This window comes from Xanthomonas sp. SS, assembly GCF_014236835.1.
In the GTDB taxonomy this organism is placed as follows: domain Bacteria; phylum Pseudomonadota; class Gammaproteobacteria; order Xanthomonadales; family Xanthomonadaceae; genus Xanthomonas_A.
Map to the genome: position 1 here is coordinate 1,976,059 of NZ_CP051190.1, position 17,606 is coordinate 1,993,664.

The following is a 17,606-nucleotide window of genomic DNA, read 5'->3' on the forward strand; positions in this document are numbered from 1 at the left end:
GTCGGGTGCATCCAACGGCAGCTGGATTGGATCTGCGCTGCGGATGCTATTGAATTGCATCGGCCTGCCAGCGCCTGACTTTAGCCTCGGCCTCGCGGAAGGAAAAGCTCTCGACCAACTGCTTCAGCTCTGTGGCCATCGCCGCGGGCAGCGAAGGCGCCAGGTCGTGCAGCACCCGCTCCACGCGGTCCGGGTCGTCGCTGTCCAGGGCCTGCAGCAGCTGCTGCAGCTGTTGCCGCAGCGGGACCGCGGCCGCGGCGCCATCGTCCGCGACGGGAACGGGGCCGGCCGGCGGCACCGGCGCCGGCAACGCCTCGGCTTCGGCGACGAAGCGCCGGATCGCTGTGGCAGTGGCGCTCATGGCGGTGCCCAGCGCCGCGATCGCGGCGTCGGCCTGGGCCGGCGCGTCGCCGAGCCGTTCTTCCAGCGCGGCGCTGGCGGCGACCAGCGCCGGCAGCGCCAGCGAGCCGGCCGAGCCGCGCAGCTTGTGCACGTAGGAGATCGCCGCCGCCGGCGCCTGCACGTCCAGCAGGGTCTGCAGCGTCGCCGCCGGATCGGGGTTGTCCTGCAGCAGTTTCAGCAGGTAACGCTGATAGGGCACGCGCTCGTTCCACAGGCGCTGCGCCTGCGCGGCGTCGAGCAACTGCGGATCGGCGTCGGGCCAGACCTCTCCGGCGGAGGAGGTCGGCAGCGGCTCCAGCGCCAGCGGCAAGCGCAGCGGCAGGAACTGGCGGATGATCGCGATCAGTTCCTCGACCTGGAACGGTTTGGCGATGAAGCCGTTCATGCCGCTGGACAGCGCCAGCTCCTGTTGCTGGCGATAGGCGCCGGCGGTCAGGGCGATCACCGGCAGGCCGGCCAGGCGCGGGTCCTCGCGCAGCAGGCGGGTGGCCTCGTAGCCGTCCAGGGTCGGCATCTGCACGTCCATCAGCACCAGGTGGAAGCGGCTGGGATCGCGCCGCAGCCGCTGCAGCGCCTGCTCGCCGTCGTGGGCCAGCTCCACCAGCGCGCCTTCGCCTTCGAGGATGCGCTGCGCGACCTCGCAATTGATCTCGCTGTCGTCCACCACCAGCAGCCGCGCGCCGGCCAGGCGCGGGGTGCCGTCGCCGCTGAGCAAGGGCGCCGGGCCGTCGCCGCGGCGCCGCGCCAGCAGCGTGGCGATGGTGCGGTACAGCGCCGAGGCGGTGACCGGCTTGGTCATCACCGCGTCCACGTCGCTGGGCGCGTAGTGCTGCTCTTCCAGCAGGCGGCGCTCGTAGGCGGTGACCATGACGATGATCGGCTGCCGGTCCGGCGCCGATTGCGCGCGGATGCGCTGCGCCACGCGCAGCCCGTCCAGGTCGGGCATGCGCCAGTCGAGCAGGATCACGTCGAAGCCCTCGCGTTCCGGGCCGGCCGCGGCGATCGCGTCGGTGCCGTTGGCCACCGCTTCCACCTGCCAACCGAAACCGCTGGCGATGCTGCTCAGGTTGCTGCGCACCAGGTCGTGGTCGTCGGCGATCAGCACCCGCCGCGCCTCCGGATGTTCGACCTCGGCGGCCGGCGCCGGCAGCACCGGGAAGCTGATCGCGAAATAGAAATCGCTGCCGCGGCCCGGCGTGCTCTGCACCTCGAGCTGGCCGCCCATCAGCTCCACCAGGCGCCGGCTGATGGTCAGGCCCAGGCCGCTGCCGCCGTAGCGGCGGCTGGTGGAGGTGTCGGCCTGCAGGAACGGCGAGAAGATCAGGCTCTGCTTGTCGCGCGCGATGCCGATGCCGGTGTCGCGCACCGAGAAGAACAGCTTGATCTTGCCCGCTTCGCCGCTGGGGAAGCTGCGCACCGACAGCGCCACTTCGCCCTGCTCGGTGAACTTGATGGCATTGCCCACCAGGTTGATCAGCACCTGGTTCAGCCGCAGCGCATCGCCGCGCAGCCAGCGGCAGCCGGCCGGCAGCGGTTCGACGATCATCTCCACCGGCTTGGCGCTGATCGCCGAGGTCATCAGCGTGGCGATGTTCTCCAGCAACTGGTTCAGGTCGAACGGTTCCGATTCCAGGTCGATGCGCCCGGATTCGATCTTGGAGAAGTCGAGGATGTCGTTGATGATCTCCAGCAGCGCGCGCGCCGACGCGTCGCTCTTCTGGATCATGTCCTTGGCCGCCTGCGGCAGTTCGCTGTGCTGCAGCAGGTACAGCATGCCCAGGATCGCGTTCATCGGCGTGCGGATCTCGTGGCTCATGTTGGCCAGGAAATCGCTCTTGGACTGGTTGGCGGTTTCCGCCGCGTCGATCGCCAGGCGCAGTTCGCGCTCGTGGCGCTTCTGTTCGGTCAGGTCCACCGCAATGCCCAGGTAGCCGATCACCTGATCGTTGTCGTCGCGCAGCGTGCTCAGCGTCAGCAGCACCGGGAACGGCCGGCCGTCCTTGCTGACGTAGGTCCATTCGCGGGTGTCGCTGCGCCCCAGCGTGGACAGCGCGGCCACCGATTCGAACGCCGGCGCCACCGCCATGCCCGATTGCGCGGCCATGCTTTCGGCGCGGCTGGCCAGTTGCTCCGGATCCAGGAACAGGCCGGTGGCCTTGCGCCCGATCATCTCGTGCGCGGGATAGCCGAGCATGGTTTCGGCGGCCGGGTTGAACAGGGTGATGGTGCCCTCCGGATCGGTGGCTACGATCGCGTAACCGGCGTTGGCCAGGATCGCGCGCTGCAGCGCCGAGTAGGTGACCAGTTCGCTGGTGCGCTGCGCCACCTGCTGTTCCAGGGTGGCGTTGAGCTCCAGCACGCGCGCTTCGGCACGCACCCGTTCGGACACGTCGTGCAGCAGGTGCGAGTGGCCGACCATGTCGCCGTCGTTGTCCAGGATAGGCGAGGCGCTGGCCAGCACGCTGACGCGCTGGCCGTCGCGATGGCGCAGTTCCCGCACCTGCGTGCCGTTGCCGGCGGCGTCGCGGATCTGGCTGCCGAGCAGCTCCTGCAACGGCTGGCCGATGGCCTGCGCCGCGGCGTAGCCGAAGATGCGCTCGGCGGCCGGATTCCAGTGGGTGATGCGGCCCTCCGGGTCCTCGGCCACGATCGCTTCGCTGGAACCGCCGACCAGGGCGGCCAGCTGGCTCTGCTCGCGCAGAATCAGGTCGCGGCGGTGGCGGCCGGTCAGGTACAGGTACAGCAGCGCGGCGAGCAGCACGGAGATGCCGCCGAACAGGCCGCCGGCCAGCAGCGGCGAGGTCTGGTTGAGCGAGCGCACGAAGGCCGGCGTCGCCTGCGCGCTGAGCAGCCAGCGGCGGCCGTAGATCGGCAGGCTGCGTTCGGCGCGCAGCCCGGTCGTCGGCGCCTGGGCGTCGCCGTCGCCGCGATAGAACGGCTGGGTGCCGTTTTCGCTGTCAGCCAGGGTCAGCAGCAGTTCGTGGGCGTGGTTGGGCGAGGCCACCAGCACCTCGGCGATGTTCAGCGGCGCATAGGCCCAGCCGGTGGTGGCCTGCCAGCGTTGTTCCGCGGTCTGCAACGGCAGGCCTTCGCGGTAGATCGGCAGCAACAGCAGGAAACCGCTGTTGCCGACTCCCGGCGTCTGCACTAGCCGGATCGGCGCGGTGATGGTCGGGTTGCCGGACCGCGCCGCGGCGATCGCCGCCGCGCGCCGCGCCGGCTCGGAGGCGATGTCGAACCCGAGCGCGGGATTGTTGACCCGCCGTGGCTGGATATACAGGATCACGAAGCGCTCGCCGTCATGCGGCGCCAGCTGGCGGATCTGCAGCGACGGCGCGCCGTCGTCGTGCGCCTGTTGCAGGAACGCGGCCTCGTCGGCGGGCGCCACCCGGCGGATATAGCCGAAGCCACGCACGCCGGGGAATTCGCGCTTGTACTCGCGCGAAGCGCTGTAGCGGTCGAAGCGATCGCGCGAGATATGGTCGCCGCCGGCGGCGATGACCGCGCCGCGCGCGCCGCGCAGGCCGTGTTCGTAGACATTCAGGCGTTGCTGCAGCTCGCCGGTGACGTGGGTGGTCAGTTGCTGGAAGCGGTCGCGGGCCTGCTGCTGGTTGCGCTCGTGCAGGCCGCGGGCGAGCAGCGCCGCGGCCAGCAACCCCAGCAGCAGCACCGCCAGCGCGGCGCCGAGCGCCGAGCGTGCAGGGCCGGCAGCGGGTGTCCAGCGGTTCTTCGACATGCGCCCCTTTCCTTTGGCGAACGCTGACGATGCTCAGGCATCTGCGTCCCTCCTGTCCGTACGGGATGGCTTTCACGATTGAAGCGACGGTCCTGCCCCGACCGCGCGTCCCACGCTAGCGCGATCGTTGTGGCTGCACCAGCCCCCGCGGCGTATTGCGGGAGCGACCGTCTACGACCTTCATGGAATCAGCGTGACGGCTGCGTGCAGCGCGACCCCGATCAGGCCGCCGACCAGGGTGCCGTTGAAACGGATGTACTGCAGGTCGCGGCCGACGCTCAATTCCAGCTGATCCACCAGATGGCGTTCGTCCCAGCCTTTCACGGTCTGCGCGATGTGCTCGGTGACGCCGCTGCGCAGGCGCTGGGTCAGCTTCTCCGCGCCGCCCAGCAGGTGCTGGTTGAGCGCATCGCGCAACGCGCTGTCCTGTGAAAGCGACTCGCCGAGCGCCCCCAGCGAGCGCTGCAAATGCTGCACCAGCACACCGTCGCTGCGCGACAGGTCCTCGCGCAGGCTGGCGTGGATCTGGTCCCACAGGCCTTGCACGTAGTCCTGCACGCCGGGATGCTCGATCAGCCGCTGCTTCATCGCCTGCAGCTTGTCGGCGGTGGCCGGGTCGCTGCGCAGGCGCTGCACGTAGCCGCCGAGCCAGCGCTCGTAGTCCTGGCGCAGCGGGTGCTGCGGTTGCGACAGCACGTCCTGCAGTTCGTCCAGCAGCGCATGCGCCAGGCGTTCGGCCAGGGTGTCGGCGATGCCTTCCACCGGCTTGACCCATTCCACCGTGCCGACCAGCTTGGGCCATTCGCGGCGCGCGTACTTGACGATCATCGCCGACACGCGCTGCTTCACCGTCGCATCGTCCAGGTGCCGGCCGAGCCGGGTCAGCGCTTCGTCGAGCAGGGCCTGGTGGCGGCCATCGGCGGTGAGCAGGCCGAGGATCTCGCCGGCGGTCGCGGCGGCGTTCCATTCGCGCAGGCGCGCCACCACGAAGCCATGGATGCGGCGCCGCACCGCGGCTTCGTCGAGCAGGTCCAGCGCCTGCAGCGCCCAGCCGCGCGCCAGGTCGGCCAGCTTGCCGGCCTGCGCCGGTTCGGCCAGCCACTGGCCCAGCCGCTTGGCCGGATCGAATGCGCTGAGCTTGGCCAGCAGCGCCGCCGGCTCCAGGAAATGGTCGCGCACGAACACCGCCAGGCTGTCGGCGATGCGCGCCTTGCCGTGCGGGATGATCGCGGTGTGCGGGATCGGCAGCCCCAGCGGATGGCGGAACAGCGCCACCACCGCGAACCAGTCGGCCAGCGCGCCGACCGTAGCCGCCTCGCAGAACGCGCCGATCCAGGCCCAGGCGCCGTGCATGCCCATGACGTGGCTGAGCAGGAAGCCGGCCAGCATCGCCAGCAACAACAGCGCGGCCAGCAGTTTCATGCGCCGCAGCTGCGCGCGGCGCGGATCGGGCGGCATCGACGGGTCGGAAGAAACGCTCATGCCGCCCAGTGTACGCAGCGCTGGGTTAGGGGGGATTTCATCGTGCGGGCGAGGCTGGCCGCGTGTCGCGTGGCGAGTACGTACGAACGAGTGTCATCGATGTGCGTGGCGTCTCCGTGGCACGCAGGCGGCGCACCTGTGGGAGGGACTTCAGTCCCGACGCGGTATCGCCGGAAAGCCTCGGGACGGAAGTTCCTCCTGCAGGCGCCACGCATTTGAGCGATGCGTGGCGGGCCGGTGCCGGATCACTCCTGCAATTGCGCGCGCAACGCGGCCACTTCCTCGCGCAGCGCCCGATTCTCGGCGTCGAGCTCGGCCACGCGCTGGCGCAGTGCGGCCAGTTCGGTGTCGCCGCGCATGGCGTCGCCATCGTCGTCCTGCTCGGTGGCCGGTGGGTCGCGCGGTTTGCGTTTGGATTCGCGGGCGCGCTTGGCCGCCTGCTTGAGTTCGTCCTTGCCGGCGATCGCCGCGGCGCGCTGTTCGTCCTCGGGCAGGCTGGCCACCGCGGCGGCGGCGTTGATCGAGATCGCGCCGGATTTCACCGCTTCCACCACCTCGGCGGTGGCCTGCTTCTGGATCTTCTCGATCTGCAGCACCTGGCTGTTGCTGAGCCGCGCGGCACGCGCCATGTCGGCGCGGCTCAGCGGCGCCGGCATCGCCTCGACGCTCGCGCCGTCCGCGCCGGCCGGCGCATCGGCCCAGGGCGCGGCATCGTCGTGCGCATCGCCGGTTGCGGCATCGGTGCCGTCGGCGGACTCCGCGGGCGGGGCGGCGGCGCGGCTGCGGCGCTCGGCCAGGATCTCGCGCTTGCGTAGCGCCAGCACGCCGCGCTGGAAATCGGACACGCTGCGCCGGCCCAGGTGTTGGTCGATCATCCACAGGTGCACGTCCTGCAGCGACTGGAAACGGGTGTTCTGCACGGTCTGGAACGGCAGCCCGTGTTTCTGGCAGATGCCGTAGCGGTTGTGCCCGTCGACCAGGATCTCGCCCCACAGCACCAGCGCATCGCGGCAACCTTCCGCGAGCAGGCTGCGCTCCAGCGCCGCGTATTCGTCGGCGGTGAGCGGATCGATGTAGGCCTTGAGGTCTTCTTTGACGACGATGTTCATCGGGGGCGCGGCACGGTGTTGCGAGGGGGCCGGCATTGTAGAGACTTGCGCGCGGTCGCGCCTGGCAGCATGCGTCGTTGACGCTGTCTCGGGGCGGGCACAGAATCCGCACGGCCTGGCGATCGGGGGATCGCGGCCCAGCCGACGGAGGCGCGACGATGATCTTGTGGGGCTGGGGCGAGCGCAACGTCGCCTGCGGCGTGGAAGAACGCGAGTTCTGCAAGAACTGCGACCAGGAGCAGGCGTTCGCGATGCGCCTGCAGTATTCCTATGGGCACTTCTACCATCTGTTCGGCTGGGTGCGCGAAAAGCAGTACCAGTTGGTGTGTCCGGTGTGCTGCCACGGCTGGTTGCTGAACCAGGCCAGCGCCGAGAGCAAGCTGCAGGCCGTGCCGATCCCGTTCCACCAGCGCTGGGGGTGGCTGGTGATGCTGGTGCTGGCGGTGCTGATCGCCGTGGCGGCGCTGCTGCACGGTGGCAGCGCCTAGCGGTCGCGCCAGGCTGCCGTCGTCAGCGCCGCGCCAGTTCTGCTGTAATGCGCGGCCCTGCCGCCGACACGTCGCCATGCCCGTTTCCGCAACCGGACGCCGCCGCCTGTGGTTGAGCGCTGCCATCGTGGCGACGATCGCCGCCGGATTGGCGTCGCGGCAGTTCCCCTGGTTGCTGCCGTCGTGGCTGGGCAAGTTTCCCGGCGATGCGCTGTGGGCGCTGATGGTCTACCTTGGCCTGGCGTGGCTGGCGCCGCGCGCGCGGCCGCTGCGGGTGGCGGCCGTGGCATTGGCCGTGTGCTGGCTGGTGGAAGCGTCTCAGTTGTACCGCGTGCCCTGGCTCGACGCGCTGCGCGCCACCACGCTCGGGCACCTGGCCTTGGGTTCCACGTTCGTGTGGCTGGACCTGCTCGCCTACGCGGTGGGCGTGGCTGTCGGCGCGGCGCTGGACCGGTGTTGCGCGCGCCGATGAACGCGGTCCAGGATCTGAGGAAAACCATCACCGACGTCCTGGCCGCCGGCTTCGCGACCCATGGGTTCGCGTTGAAGCGCGGCCGCTCGTTCGGGAAAGCCGGTGCCGATGGCCCTCTGCAACGTCAGCGCCAGGGACGGGGCCGGGAGCTGACGGAAAAATACGCGTCCCTGCAGCAGCGCGTCGCGGACCGCGAGGAACTCGCGCTGTGCTACAAGTACCTGAACCTCTGAGCGCGATCAGGAAGGCCGCTGCGCCAACGCGAAGCGGCCGCAGCGCTCAGTCGACCACTACTTCGCTGATCTGCATCACCGGGGTCAGGTCGGTGTAGTTCTTGATGTCGCCAAGGATCTCGTCGGCATGCGGGCCGAAGCCGGCCTGGAACGCTTCCACCGAGTCGCTGAAGATGTGGCACATGCCGACATAGGTCGGATCGGTGCCGGGGGCGCCGCCGGACAGGCCCTTGTCCACGGTGTAGCGCTTGCAGGCCGCGCCCATGCGCGCCTGCAGCAGCGGCATGTGCGTGTCGCGGTAGTAGGCGTGGTCGAAACGGGCGCCTGGCGTATACGGGTACATCACGCTGACCTTGATCATGGAGCGACTCCTGTGGCTGCGGCGGTAGGGTGTGCATGCTGCGTAAGTCGTGTCAGGCTACACCCTCGCGCTGTTATGCCCGTGCTGCGCTGCGGCGGCAACGCGCTGCTGGAAGATTTGCCGCCTCGGCAGTGCACCGTCACCGCGCCTCGCGTGTGGACGGCTCAGGCCCGAATGGATGCACCGGGACCCCGCTGCCGGGCTACATCGGCATTGATCAGCAAAGACAGAATGTCCCCATCACCGGTCCATCTCCGCCTCATGGCCAGGAGTTTCGGCAATGCCCCGGCGCTGCGGCCACCTGGGCCTGCGGTATGCCTCGACGATCGCATGTGTGCCGTGTCGTCTTGCGGCTGCGCGTCGTCGAAACGAAGACTCGCCCAAAATTTCGCGCGGGATCGAATCTGGCCAAGACGCAGCGCTGGCCCGAATGGTCAGGCGGCGTAGTCGAACGAACCGATGTGTCTCACCGAGGCGCCAGCGGGATGGTGCGGCTGGTTTGGCGCAAACACGCAGATCGCCGCATCCGCCACGATGCTGCCATCCACTTCGTGACACCATTGATCCCAGTACGAAGCGTCGGACAGCAGTTCGTTCAATGCTTCCGGACTTCCCGATGCGGCAATGACCGCCTCGATGCAAGCGGGTTCGCAACGGCTCAGCCCGATCTCGCGCATGAATGGCGACGCTACGCCGTCGCCATCCTCGGTATAGGTCCGATCGATGTAGCCTCGCAATTCTTCCATGGTGGCGAATCTGCCGCTGGATACGAAGACGTGAACGATGGGCATAGGGGCAATTTGCCGGGCGAACGAATCCGACCGTATCACGAGGCGCAGCCATCTGGCAGGGGAACGCGCTCGGTGATTCCGTCATGGCGTTCGTCGATGATTCCGGTACCTTCAGCGCGAACAAAAAAGTTCTTCGGCGTGGGGTGCGCTGTTAGCGCATCGTCGGCATCGCGAACTCGGCCTCGCGCGCCGCCGCCGGCCAGCGTGCGGTGATGGTCTTGAGCCGAGTGTAGAAGCGCACGCCGTCGGGGCCGTGCACGTGCAGCGGGCCGAACAGCGAGCGTTTCCAGCCGCCGAAGCTGTGGAACGCCATCGGCACCGGAATCGGCACGTTGATGCCGACCATGCCGGCCTGCACACGCCGGGCGAAGGCGCGCGCGGCGCCGCCGTCGCTGGTGAACACCGCCGCGCCGTTGCCGTATTCGTGCGCGTCGATCAGCTGCAGCGCGGCTTCGGCGTCGGCCACGCGGACCACGCACAGCACAGGGCCGAAGATCTCTTCGCGATAGATGCGCATGTCGGCGCGGACGTGGTCGAACAGGCTGCCGCCGAGGAAGAAGCCATCGGCCGCCGCCGGCGTTTGCACGTCGCGGCCGTCGACTACCAGCGTGGCGCCGTCGGCCACGCCGCTGTCGATGTAGCCGCGCACGCGCTCGCGGTGCGCGGCGCTGATCAGCGGGCCCATGTCCGGCTCGTCGGCGCCGGCACCGAGGGTCAGCGCGGCCACGCGTGGGGCAAGTTTGGCGACCAGCGTATCGGCGACCGCATCGCCGACGCACACCGCCACCGAGATCGCCATGCAGCGCTCGCCGGCCGAGCCGTAACCGGCGCCGAGCAGGGCGGACACGACGTCGTCCAGGTCGGCGTCGGGCAGCACCACCAGGTGATTCTTGGCCCCGCCCAGCGCCTGCACGCGCTTGCCCAGCGCGCCGCCGCGCGCGTACAGGTCGGCGGCGACCGGGGTGGAGCCGACGAAGCTCAGCGCCTGCACCTGCGGGTGCGCGAGCAGCGCGTCCACCGCCGGCTTGGCGCCGTGCACGACGTTGAACACGCCGTCCGGCAGGCCGGCCTCGTGCAGCCAGTCGGCCAGCAGCAGCGAGGCGGACGGATCGCGCTCGGACGGCTTGAGCACGAAGCTGTTGCCGCAGGCCAGCGCCACCGGCAGCATCCACAGCGGCACCATCGCCGGGAAATTGAACGGGGTGACGCCGGCGACCACGCCCAGCGGCGCGTACTCGCTCCACGAATCCACGCCGCGGCCGACATCGACCGAATGCTCGCCCTTGAGCAACTGCGGGATGCCGCAGGCGAATTCCACTACTTCCATGCCGCGGGTGACTTCGCCGCGCGCGTCGGACACCACCTTGCCGTGCTCGGCGCTGATGCAGCGGGCCAGGGTGTCGGCATGCCGTTCGAGCAGGTCGCGGAAGCGGAACATCACCCGCGCGCGCTGCAGCGGCGGGGTCGCGGCCCAGGCCGGGAACGCCTGCGCCGCGGCGGTCACCGCCATGTCGACCGCATGCGCGTCGCCCAGCGGCACGCGCCGCGCCACCGCGCCGCTGGCCGGGTCGAACACCTCGGCGTAGTCGCCGTTGCGGAAATCGACGCGGCGGCCGCCGATGTAGTGGGACAGTGTTTCGGTCATGGTCGGTGTTCCTCGAAGGAAAAGCTCAGCCCAGCGCATCCAGCGGCCGCACGAAATCCTCGCCCAGCGCCTGCGCCACTGCGCGGTGGGTGAGCTTGCCGGCGTGCACGTTGAGGCCATTGCGCAGGTCCTGGTCGTCGCGCAGCGCCTGCAGGCCGTGTTCGGCCAGCTGCAGCACGAACGGCAAGGTGGCGTTGGTCAGAGCGAAGGTGGAGGTGCGCGCCACGCCACCGGGCATGTTGGCCACGCAATAGTGGACGATGCCGTCGACCTCGTAGGTCGGCTGCTGGTGGGTGGTGGCATGGCTGGTCTCGAAGCAGCCGCCCTGGTCGATGGCCACGTCCACCAGCACCGAACCCGGCCGCAGCAGCGCCAGCTGCGCGCGCGACACCAGCTTGGGCGCGGCGGCGCCGGGGATCAGCACCGCGCCGATCACCAGGTCGGTGTGCGGCAGGCATTGCTCGATCGCGTCGCGGGTGGAGTACAGCGTGGTCAGCTGGTGGCCGTACAGTTCGTCCAGGTACTTGAGCCGTTCCAGCGAACGGTCCAGCACCGTCACCCGCGCATGCAGGCCCATCGCCATGCGCGCGGCGTTGATGCCGACCACGCCGCCGCCGATCACCAGCACTTCGGCCGGCTTGACCCCGGGCACGCCGCCGAGCAGCACGCCGGAGCCGCCTTGCGCCTTCTCCAGCGCGTGCGCGCCGGCCTGGATCGCCATGCGCCCGGCGACCTCGCTCATCGGCGCCAGCAGCGGCAAGCCGCCGTGGCCATCAGTGACGGTCTCGTAGGCGATCGCGGTGCAGCCGGAGCGCAGCAGCGCGCTGGCCTGGGCCGGATCCGGCGCCAGGTGCAGATAGGTGAACAGCAATTGCCCCGGGCGCAGCAGCGCGCATTCGTCCGGCTGCGGTTCCTTGACCTTGACGATCATGTCGGCCTGCGCGAACACGCTGGCCGCGTCGTCGGCCAGGCGCGCGCCGGCGCGTTCGTAGTCTGCATCGGTCAGGCCGATGGCCTGGCCGCCGTCGCGCTGCACCAGCACCTGGTGCCCGTGCAGCACCAGTTCGCGGACCCCGGCCGGGGTCAGCCCGATCCGGTATTCGTGGTTCTTGATCTCTTTCGGGACGCCGACCAGCATGAGCGGTTCTCCAGGCATGCGGCGCGCGTGGGGAGCGCGGAGCGGGTTGGGGTGAGGGCGGGGATCAGGGCGTGGTGCGGATCATGTCGGCGAGCACCGCGAAGATGCGGTCGATGTGCTCGCGCTCCACGATCAGCGGCGGCGATAGCGCGATGGTGTCGCCGGTGACGCGGATCAGCAGGCCGGCGTCGTGGAAGCAGCGCTCGAAGATCTCGTAGGCGCGCGCGCCGGGCGCATCCTTGCGCGGCGCCAGTTCGATCGCGCCGATCAGGCCGAAATTGCGGATGTCGATGACGTGCGGCAAGTCCTTCAGCGCATGGATCGCCTGCTGCCAGTAGCCGCCCAGTTCGATCGCCTTGTCGAACAGCTGCTCCTCCGCATAGGTGTCCAGCGTCGCCAGCGCGGCGGCGCAGGCCAGCGGATGGCCGGAATAGGTGTAGCCGTGGAACAGGTCGATGGCGCCGGCCGGGCCGTGCGCGAACGCATCGTGGATGGCGTGCGAGACGAACACCGCGCCCATCGGCACGCAGCCGTTGGTCAGTCCCTTGGCGGTCGTCATCAGGTCCGGGGTGACGCCGAAGCGCTGCGCGGCGAAGGCCTTGCCGACGCGGCCGAAGCCGGTGATCACCTCGTCGAAGATCAGCACGATGCCGTGCTTGTCGCAGAGCTGGCGGATGCGCTGCAGGTAGCCGAGCGGCGGCAGCACCACGCCGGCGGAGCCGGAGATCGGTTCGATGATCACCGCGGCGATGGTGGAGGCGTCGTGCAGCGCGACCAGCCGCTCCAGATCCTCGGCCAGTTCCACGCCGTGCTCGGGCAGCCCCTGCGAGAACGCGTTGCGCTCGATGTCCAGGGTATGCCGCAGGTGGTCCACGCCGGCCAGCAGCGGGCCGAACCACTTGCGGTTGTTGGGCAGCCCGCCGACCGAGATGCCGCCGAAGCCGACCCCGTGATAGCCCTTCTCGCGGCCGAGGAAGCGGGTGCGCTGGCCCTCGCCGCGGGCGCGGTGGTAGGCCAGCGCGATCTTCATCGCGGTATCGACCGACTCGGAACCGGAGTTGGTATAGAACACGTGGTCCAGGCCCGGCGGGGCGAGTTCGACCAGCCGTTCGGCTAGCACGAACGGCAGCGGCGAGCCCATCTGGAAGGTCGGCGCGAAGTCCAGCGTGGCGATCTGCCTGGACACCGCCTCGACGATGCGCGGCCGTGCGTGTCCGGCGTTGCAGCACCACAGCCCGGCGGTGCCGTCGAGGATCTGGCGCCCGTCCACGTCGCGGTAGTACATGCCCTCGGCCGAGGCCAGCAGCCGCGGCCGCGCCTTGAACTGGCGGTTGGCGGTGAACGGCATCCAGAACGCGTCCATGCCGTCCGGCGCCTGCGTGGCCTGGGCGGCGTAGCGATCGGCCAGCGCCTGGGAGGAGGGGGGCGACTCGGTACTCATCACAGGCTCCACGGGTGAGAGGTGTTGAAAAAACTTTACACCAACCGGGCGCGCCGCGGCGGGCGGGCCTCCGTGCCGAGGCGCCGGCGCATCCGAGGCCGTGTCGCAGCCCGCTGCATGGCCCAGGGCAGCACGAAACGGCGCCACGACAGGTCGGTACAGGCGCAGCGGTGCGCGGGACAGGCAAATTGACCGCGAGGGCCGGCTGTGTAAAGTATCCGGCAACACCGCCAAGGCCCTCCTGATCACGCGATGGATATCGGCGCCCGCCTGCATCGGGTTCGCACCGCCCACGGATTGAGCCAGCGCGAGCTGGCCAAGCGGGTGGGCGTGACCAACAGCACCATCTCGCTGATCGAACAGAACAAGGTCAGCCCGTCGGTGAGTTCGCTGAAGAAGGTGCTGGACGGCATTCCGATCTCGTTGGCCGATTTCTTCACCCAGGACCTGCAGATCGGCCCGGCCGATGCGCCGTTCTATGCCGCCGACGAACTGCCCGACGTGGGCAGCGACGGCATCCACTACTACCTGGTCGGGCAACACCGCCCGCAGCGGCAGATGTGCATCCTGCGCGAGGTGATGCCGCCGGGCAGCGACACCGGCACCGCGATGCTGGTGCACGAAGGCGAGGAAGGCGGCGTGGTGGTGGCGGGCGAAGTGGAGATCACCGTCGGCACGCAGGTGCGCGTGCTGCGCGCCGGCGAGGGGTACTATTTCGAGAGCCGGGTGCCGCACCGGTTCCGCAACGTCGGCAGCGAGGCGGTGGTGATCGTCAGCGCCAACACCCCGGCCACGTTCTGAGCGCCGCCTGCGCCGCGGCGCGCGCGCCCGCCTCGCCACGACCGTACGACCCGCAGATCCGTTCCTTCCTACCGATCCGGAGCTTCCGATGACCGCACCCCGCACCCGCGACGCATGGCAGGCGATGGCCGACGCGCTGCACCTGCGCACCCAGGCCTTCATCGACGGACGCTACGTCGCGGCGGCCAGCGGCAAGACCTTCGACTGCATCAGCCCGATCGACGGCCGCGTGCTCGGCCAGGTCGCCGAGGGCGGTGCCGAGGACATCGAGCGCGCGGTCGCCGCGGCGCGACGCAGCTTCGATGCCGGGCACTGGTCGCAGGCCAGGCCGGCGCAGCGCAAGAAGACCCTGATCAAGCTGGCGCAGCTGGTCGAACAGCATGCCGACGAGCTGGCGCTGCTGGAGTCGCTGGACATGGGCAAGCCGGTGCGCGACGCGCGCAGCGTGGACGTGGCGGCCACGGTGCGCTGCCTGGCCTGGACCGGCGAGGCGCTGGACAAGCTCTACGGCGAGGTGGCGCCGACCGGGCAGGACGAGCTGGGCCTGATCACCCGCGAACCGCTGGGCGTGGTCGGCGCGATCGTGCCGTGGAATTTTCCGTTGCTGATGGCCGCGTGGAAGATCGCCCCGGCGCTGGCGGCGGGCAATTCGGTGGTGCTCAAGCCTTCGGAGAAATCGCCGTTGAGCGTGCTGCGCCTGGCCGAACTGGTGGCCGAAGCCGGCATCCCCGATGGCGTTTTCAACGTGGTGCCCGGTTTCGGCAAGAGCGCCGGCGAGCCGCTGGCGCTGCACATGGACGTGGACGGACTGGTGTTCACCGGGTCCACCGCGGTCGGCAAGCGCCTGCTGCAATGCGCCGGGCTGTCGAACATGAAACGCGCCTACATGGAATGCGGCGGCAAGAGTCCGAACCTGGTGTTCGCCGACGCGCCGGACCTGGAGCAGGCCGCGCAGGCCGCGGCCGGCGCGATCTTCTACAACCAGGGCGAGGTCTGCACCGCGGCGTCGCGGCTGCTGGTGGAGCGATCGATCAAGGACGACTTCGTCGCCCGCGTGGTCGCCGCGGGGCGCGCGCTGCAGCCGCGGCATCCGTTCGACGACGATGCGGCGATGGGCGCGCTGGTGGACGAGGCGCAGACCCATCGCGTGCTCGACTACATCGCGCGCGGCAACGAGGAAGGCGCGCGGCTGCTGCTCGGCGGCAAGCGCGTGGAGGTGGTCGCCGGCGGCTGCTACGTGGAACCGACCATCTTCGACGAGGTCGGCCACGAGCACACCATCGCCCGCGAGGAGATCTTCGGCCCGGTGCTGTCGGTGATCGCCTTCGACGACGAAGCGCACGCGTTGCGCATGGCCAACGACAGCGACTACGGCCTGGCCGCGGGCGTATGGACCCGCGACATCGGTCGCGCGCACCGGGTGGCGCGCAAGCTGCGCGCCGGCAGCGTGTGGGTGAACTACTGGGACGGCGGCGACATGACCGCCCCGTTCGGCGGCTACAAACAATCGGGCAATGGCCGCGACAAGTCGCTGCACGCGTTCGACAAGTACACCGAGATGAAGGCGACCTGGATCAATCTGGCGGTGTGAGCCGGGATTGGGAATTCGGGAATGGGGATGACCAGCCATTCGGCTGTGGAAAAGCGGGAATTCGCAAGTGCGTCGCACCTGCGCTGTTCTGTGGGAGGGGCTTCAGCCCCGACGCGTTACCGGTAACGCGTCGGGGCTGAAGCCCCTCCTACAGGAAGCGCTTGGCTAGAACCATAAAAAAGCTTTTTTAGACGTGGCATTTTTCCACAATCGCTTGACGGCGATTTGCCGCAGGACATCATCCCGAATCCCGATTCCCGAACTCAAACCCGCTCCACGCGGCAGGCGAAGCAGCCCTGGCGCGCATTGTGCAGATGCAGGTAGCGCACGCGCGGATCGGCGAAGGCCTGCACGATCGCCGCCGCGACGGTTTCGCCGGGATGCACGTCGGCGGCAAGCAGCATGTCGTCGGCGTCGTAGCCGCGCAGCGAGATCAAGCGCCTGCGGATCGCGTCGGGCACGTGGTCCGGTGCCAGCGTCGCAGTCTGCACGTGGCGGCGCACGTAGATCGGCCCGGCGGCGCGGTATGGCGTGTCGGCCGGCTGGTGCAGGTAGTGCAGCAGCAACAGTTCCTCGCCGGGTTGCGCGTCTTCCAGGCTGATCCGGCACGGGAAGCCCGGCGCCTGGTCGGCACGGACGCGGCGCGCGCCGTGCGCGTGCAACTGCGCATCGTCGAGTGCGAACAGCGGTGCGAACGGCGCGGCCGGCAGGCCGATGCAGACGAAGCTGGACATGTGCGCTCCAAGAGGCGATGGAGCGTATAGCGTGCCCGCCGTCGCGGCGTCGCGCTGGCCGGATTCGGACGTGACAGCGGCCGCCAGCCGGGGCTAAAAGACCCCGTCTGGCGCCGTCGCATGCGAGCGCCTCGATCGGGCACGAAGCCGGTTGCAGCCAACGCCGTGGCTACGCCCGGTCCGGCCGCGCAAGCGCGGGGGCAGGGCGTGCGCACCGGCTGCGTGCGGCCTCAGTCCGGCACGTACTCGGCAAAGGTGACCGGATGCTTGGGATCGGCGGCGTCCACCTTGTCCGCGGTCTTCTTCAACGCATCGGCGTCCGGCGCCGGATCCGAATTCAGCTGCCAGCTCTGGCGGATGCGTTTGTGGAACAGCCAGGTCTTGCGTTCGGGGTCGTAGCGGAAGGTGATGAAGTAGGTCCAGTGCTGGCCGCAGGAAACGCCGTTCTGCACGGTGAAGTAGCGGCCCTTGGCCGCGAACGGATCGTCGCTGTCGGTGAACGGATCGCACTGGCCGCCCTCGTCGCGCTTGAGCACCACGTGGTCGTTGCGCGCGGCCAGCCGGTAGTGGCCGTCGGCCTGCTGCACGAAGATCAGCAGCGGCCGTGCCGGCGCCGGTTCGCGCTCGGCTTCGCCGCGTTGCTGCAGCGCCACCAGATAGTCGGCGCGGCCGTCACCGTCGAGATCGGTGCGCAGCTGTTCCAGCGGCAGGTAGCCGGCCGGCAGCTGGCGCTGCACGTCGGCGGGCAGGTCGGCGGCGCGTGCGGCCTGCGTGGCGAACAGGCAAAGAGCGGCGGCAAGACCGTGGCGGAGCAACATGGACATCGTGGGGCCATCCAAAGCGAGGGGCGCAAAGCCTAACCGACCGCGCCCAGCTATGGGCGATCGACACTGCCCGGTCCAACTGACCTGCGCTGTGCGCAAGCGGCGGCGCGGCACTTCGCTTGCAGTCTGTTCGCACCCCGTGTCGCCAAGCACGCGGCAGGCGAGGTGCTGCGCCGCCGCATGCGTGCTTTGCCGCATCGCAGCAACAAACCGGCACGATCTCACGGCGTCGTGCACCCTGGCGGGTATGCTGTGCGAGTTGTGGTGTGGCCGTTTTTCCAGCGCGGAGCCCGCACCTCGGGCAGGCTGGCGGCGGGCCGCGCACTGGCGCAGGATAGGCCGTCCGCCACTGCCGGTC

Annotated in this window: 15 protein-coding genes; 5 read left to right on the forward strand and 10 right to left on the reverse strand. The window is 69.6% G+C overall.

Features of this window, described 5'->3' with window-relative positions; all coding sequences use genetic code 11:
* Positions 1-46 precede the first annotated feature (46 nt).
* From HEP74_RS08035 to HEP74_RS08045, 3 genes are all read right to left on the reverse strand, one after another.
* A complete protein-coding gene (locus tag HEP74_RS08035) occupies positions 47-4,138 on the reverse strand; it encodes a CHASE domain-containing hybrid sensor histidine kinase/response regulator (RefSeq protein ID WP_185815976.1) in 4,092 nt (1,363 codons plus the stop codon).
* Positions 4,139-4,318: 180 nt separating this feature from the next.
* Entirely contained in the window at positions 4,319-5,620 is a 1,302-nt protein-coding gene (locus tag HEP74_RS08040) for a DUF445 domain-containing protein (protein ID WP_524540775.1), read from the reverse strand.
* A gap of 245 nt (positions 5,621-5,865) precedes the next feature.
* On the reverse strand, positions 5,866-6,729 hold the full coding sequence (locus HEP74_RS08045; protein ID WP_185815977.1) for a plasmid replication/partition related protein: 864 nt from the start codon (positions 6,727-6,729) through the stop codon (positions 5,866-5,868).
* A gap of 158 nt (positions 6,730-6,887) precedes the next feature.
* Here HEP74_RS08045 and HEP74_RS08050 point away from each other — a divergent pair, with 158 nt between their 5' ends.
* The 3 genes from HEP74_RS08050 (at position 6,888) to HEP74_RS08060 (ending at position 7,922) form a co-directional block, all read left to right on the forward strand.
* Positions 6,888-7,217, forward strand: a complete 330-nt coding sequence (locus tag HEP74_RS08050) for a hypothetical protein (protein WP_185815978.1) — start codon at positions 6,888-6,890, stop codon at positions 7,215-7,217.
* 76 nt (positions 7,218-7,293) lie between these two features.
* Positions 7,294-7,689 carry a ribosomal maturation YjgA family protein gene (locus HEP74_RS08055; RefSeq protein WP_185815979.1) on the forward strand — a complete coding sequence of 132 codons (396 nt, stop codon included), beginning with the start codon at positions 7,294-7,296 and terminating at the stop codon, positions 7,687-7,689.
* Positions 7,686-7,922, forward strand: a complete 237-nt coding sequence (locus tag HEP74_RS08060; RefSeq protein WP_185815980.1) for a hypothetical protein — start codon at positions 7,686-7,688, stop codon at positions 7,920-7,922. Before HEP74_RS08055 ends, HEP74_RS08060 begins: the two co-directional genes overlap by 4 nt.
* A 46-nt stretch (positions 7,923-7,968) precedes the next feature.
* On the opposite strand, the gene HEP74_RS08065 is transcribed toward HEP74_RS08060, so the two are convergent.
* The 5 genes from HEP74_RS08065 to aptA all read right to left on the reverse strand — a co-directional run bounded on the left by HEP74_RS08065 (position 7,969) and on the right by aptA (position 13,298).
* Positions 7,969-8,283, reverse strand: a complete 315-nt coding sequence (locus HEP74_RS08065) for an EthD family reductase (RefSeq protein ID WP_185815981.1) — start codon at positions 8,281-8,283, stop codon at positions 7,969-7,971.
* Positions 8,284-8,717: 434 nt separating this feature from the next.
* Positions 8,718-9,074 carry an immunity 22 family protein gene (locus tag HEP74_RS08070; RefSeq protein ID WP_185815982.1) on the reverse strand — a complete coding sequence of 119 codons (357 nt, stop codon included), beginning with the start codon at positions 9,072-9,074 and terminating at the stop codon, positions 8,718-8,720.
* A 151-nt stretch (positions 9,075-9,225) separates the two neighbouring features.
* Positions 9,226-10,719, reverse strand: coding sequence for a CoA-acylating methylmalonate-semialdehyde dehydrogenase (locus HEP74_RS08075; RefSeq protein WP_185815983.1), 1,494 nt, complete (start codon positions 10,717-10,719; stop codon positions 9,226-9,228).
* Between the two features lie 25 nt (positions 10,720-10,744).
* Positions 10,745-11,857 carry an alanine dehydrogenase gene (gene ald, locus HEP74_RS08080; RefSeq protein ID WP_185815984.1) on the reverse strand — a complete coding sequence of 371 codons (1,113 nt, stop codon included), beginning with the start codon at positions 11,855-11,857 and terminating at the stop codon, positions 10,745-10,747.
* Positions 11,858-11,921: 64 nt separating this feature from the next.
* Positions 11,922-13,298: an omega-aminotransferase AptA gene (gene aptA / locus HEP74_RS08085; RefSeq protein WP_185815985.1), complete on the reverse strand. Its 1,377-nt coding sequence runs from the start codon at positions 13,296-13,298 to the stop codon at positions 11,922-11,924.
* A gap of 252 nt (positions 13,299-13,550) precedes the next feature.
* Here aptA and relB point away from each other — a divergent pair, with 252 nt between their 5' ends.
* Positions 13,551-14,099, forward strand: coding sequence for a type II toxin-antitoxin system RelB family anti-toxin (gene relB / locus HEP74_RS08090; RefSeq protein WP_185815986.1), 549 nt, complete (start codon positions 13,551-13,553; stop codon positions 14,097-14,099).
* 88 nt (positions 14,100-14,187) lie between these two features.
* Complete coding sequence (locus HEP74_RS08095) at positions 14,188-15,690, forward strand: aldehyde dehydrogenase (RefSeq protein WP_185815987.1); 1,503 nt, start codon at positions 14,188-14,190, stop codon at positions 15,688-15,690.
* Between the two features lie 263 nt (positions 15,691-15,953).
* Here HEP74_RS08095 and HEP74_RS08100 read toward each other — a convergent pair whose 3' ends face one another.
* Positions 15,954-16,424, reverse strand: coding sequence for a DUF1203 domain-containing protein (locus HEP74_RS08100; RefSeq protein WP_185815988.1), 471 nt, complete (start codon positions 16,422-16,424; stop codon positions 15,954-15,956).
* A gap of 230 nt (positions 16,425-16,654) precedes the next feature.
* Positions 16,655-17,248, reverse strand: a complete 594-nt coding sequence (locus HEP74_RS08105; protein ID WP_185815989.1) for a hypothetical protein — start codon at positions 17,246-17,248, stop codon at positions 16,655-16,657.
* Positions 17,249-17,606: the final 358 nt, after the last annotated feature.

What these genes read in the sequence shown, in the direction of transcription:
- HEP74_RS08060 (WP_185815980.1), top strand. Translation starts at nt 7,686, where the DNA reads ATGAACGCGGTCCAGGATCTGAGGAAAACCATCACCGACGTCCTGGCC.
- aptA (WP_185815985.1), bottom strand. Translation starts at nt 13,298, where the DNA reads ATGAGTACCGAGTCGCCCCCCTCCTCCCAGGCGCTGGCCGATCGCTAC.
- ald (WP_185815984.1), bottom strand. Translation starts at nt 11,857, where the DNA reads ATGCTGGTCGGCGTCCCGAAAGAGATCAAGAACCACGAATACCGGATC.
- HEP74_RS08035 (WP_185815976.1), bottom strand. Translation starts at nt 4,138, where the DNA reads ATGTCGAAGAACCGCTGGACACCCGCTGCCGGCCCTGCACGCTCGGCG.
- HEP74_RS08050 (WP_185815978.1), top strand. Translation starts at nt 6,888, where the DNA reads ATGATCTTGTGGGGCTGGGGCGAGCGCAACGTCGCCTGCGGCGTGGAA.
- HEP74_RS08070 (WP_185815982.1), bottom strand. Translation starts at nt 9,074, where the DNA reads ATGCCCATCGTTCACGTCTTCGTATCCAGCGGCAGATTCGCCACCATG.
- HEP74_RS08075 (WP_185815983.1), bottom strand. Translation starts at nt 10,719, where the DNA reads ATGACCGAAACACTGTCCCACTACATCGGCGGCCGCCGCGTCGATTTC.
- HEP74_RS08055 (WP_185815979.1), top strand. Translation starts at nt 7,294, where the DNA reads ATGCCCGTTTCCGCAACCGGACGCCGCCGCCTGTGGTTGAGCGCTGCC.
- HEP74_RS08040 (WP_524540775.1), bottom strand. Translation starts at nt 5,620, where the DNA reads ATGAGCGTTTCTTCCGACCCGTCGATGCCGCCCGATCCGCGCCGCGCG.
- HEP74_RS08045 (WP_185815977.1), bottom strand. Translation starts at nt 6,729, where the DNA reads ATGAACATCGTCGTCAAAGAAGACCTCAAGGCCTACATCGATCCGCTC.
- HEP74_RS08105 (WP_185815989.1), bottom strand. Translation starts at nt 17,248, where the DNA reads ATGTCCATGTTGCTCCGCCACGGTCTTGCCGCCGCTCTTTGCCTGTTC.
- relB (WP_185815986.1), top strand. Translation starts at nt 13,551, where the DNA reads ATGGATATCGGCGCCCGCCTGCATCGGGTTCGCACCGCCCACGGATTG.
- HEP74_RS08100 (WP_185815988.1), bottom strand. Translation starts at nt 16,424, where the DNA reads ATGTCCAGCTTCGTCTGCATCGGCCTGCCGGCCGCGCCGTTCGCACCG.
- HEP74_RS08065 (WP_185815981.1), bottom strand. Translation starts at nt 8,283, where the DNA reads ATGATCAAGGTCAGCGTGATGTACCCGTATACGCCAGGCGCCCGTTTC.
- HEP74_RS08095 (WP_185815987.1), top strand. Translation starts at nt 14,188, where the DNA reads ATGACCGCACCCCGCACCCGCGACGCATGGCAGGCGATGGCCGACGCG.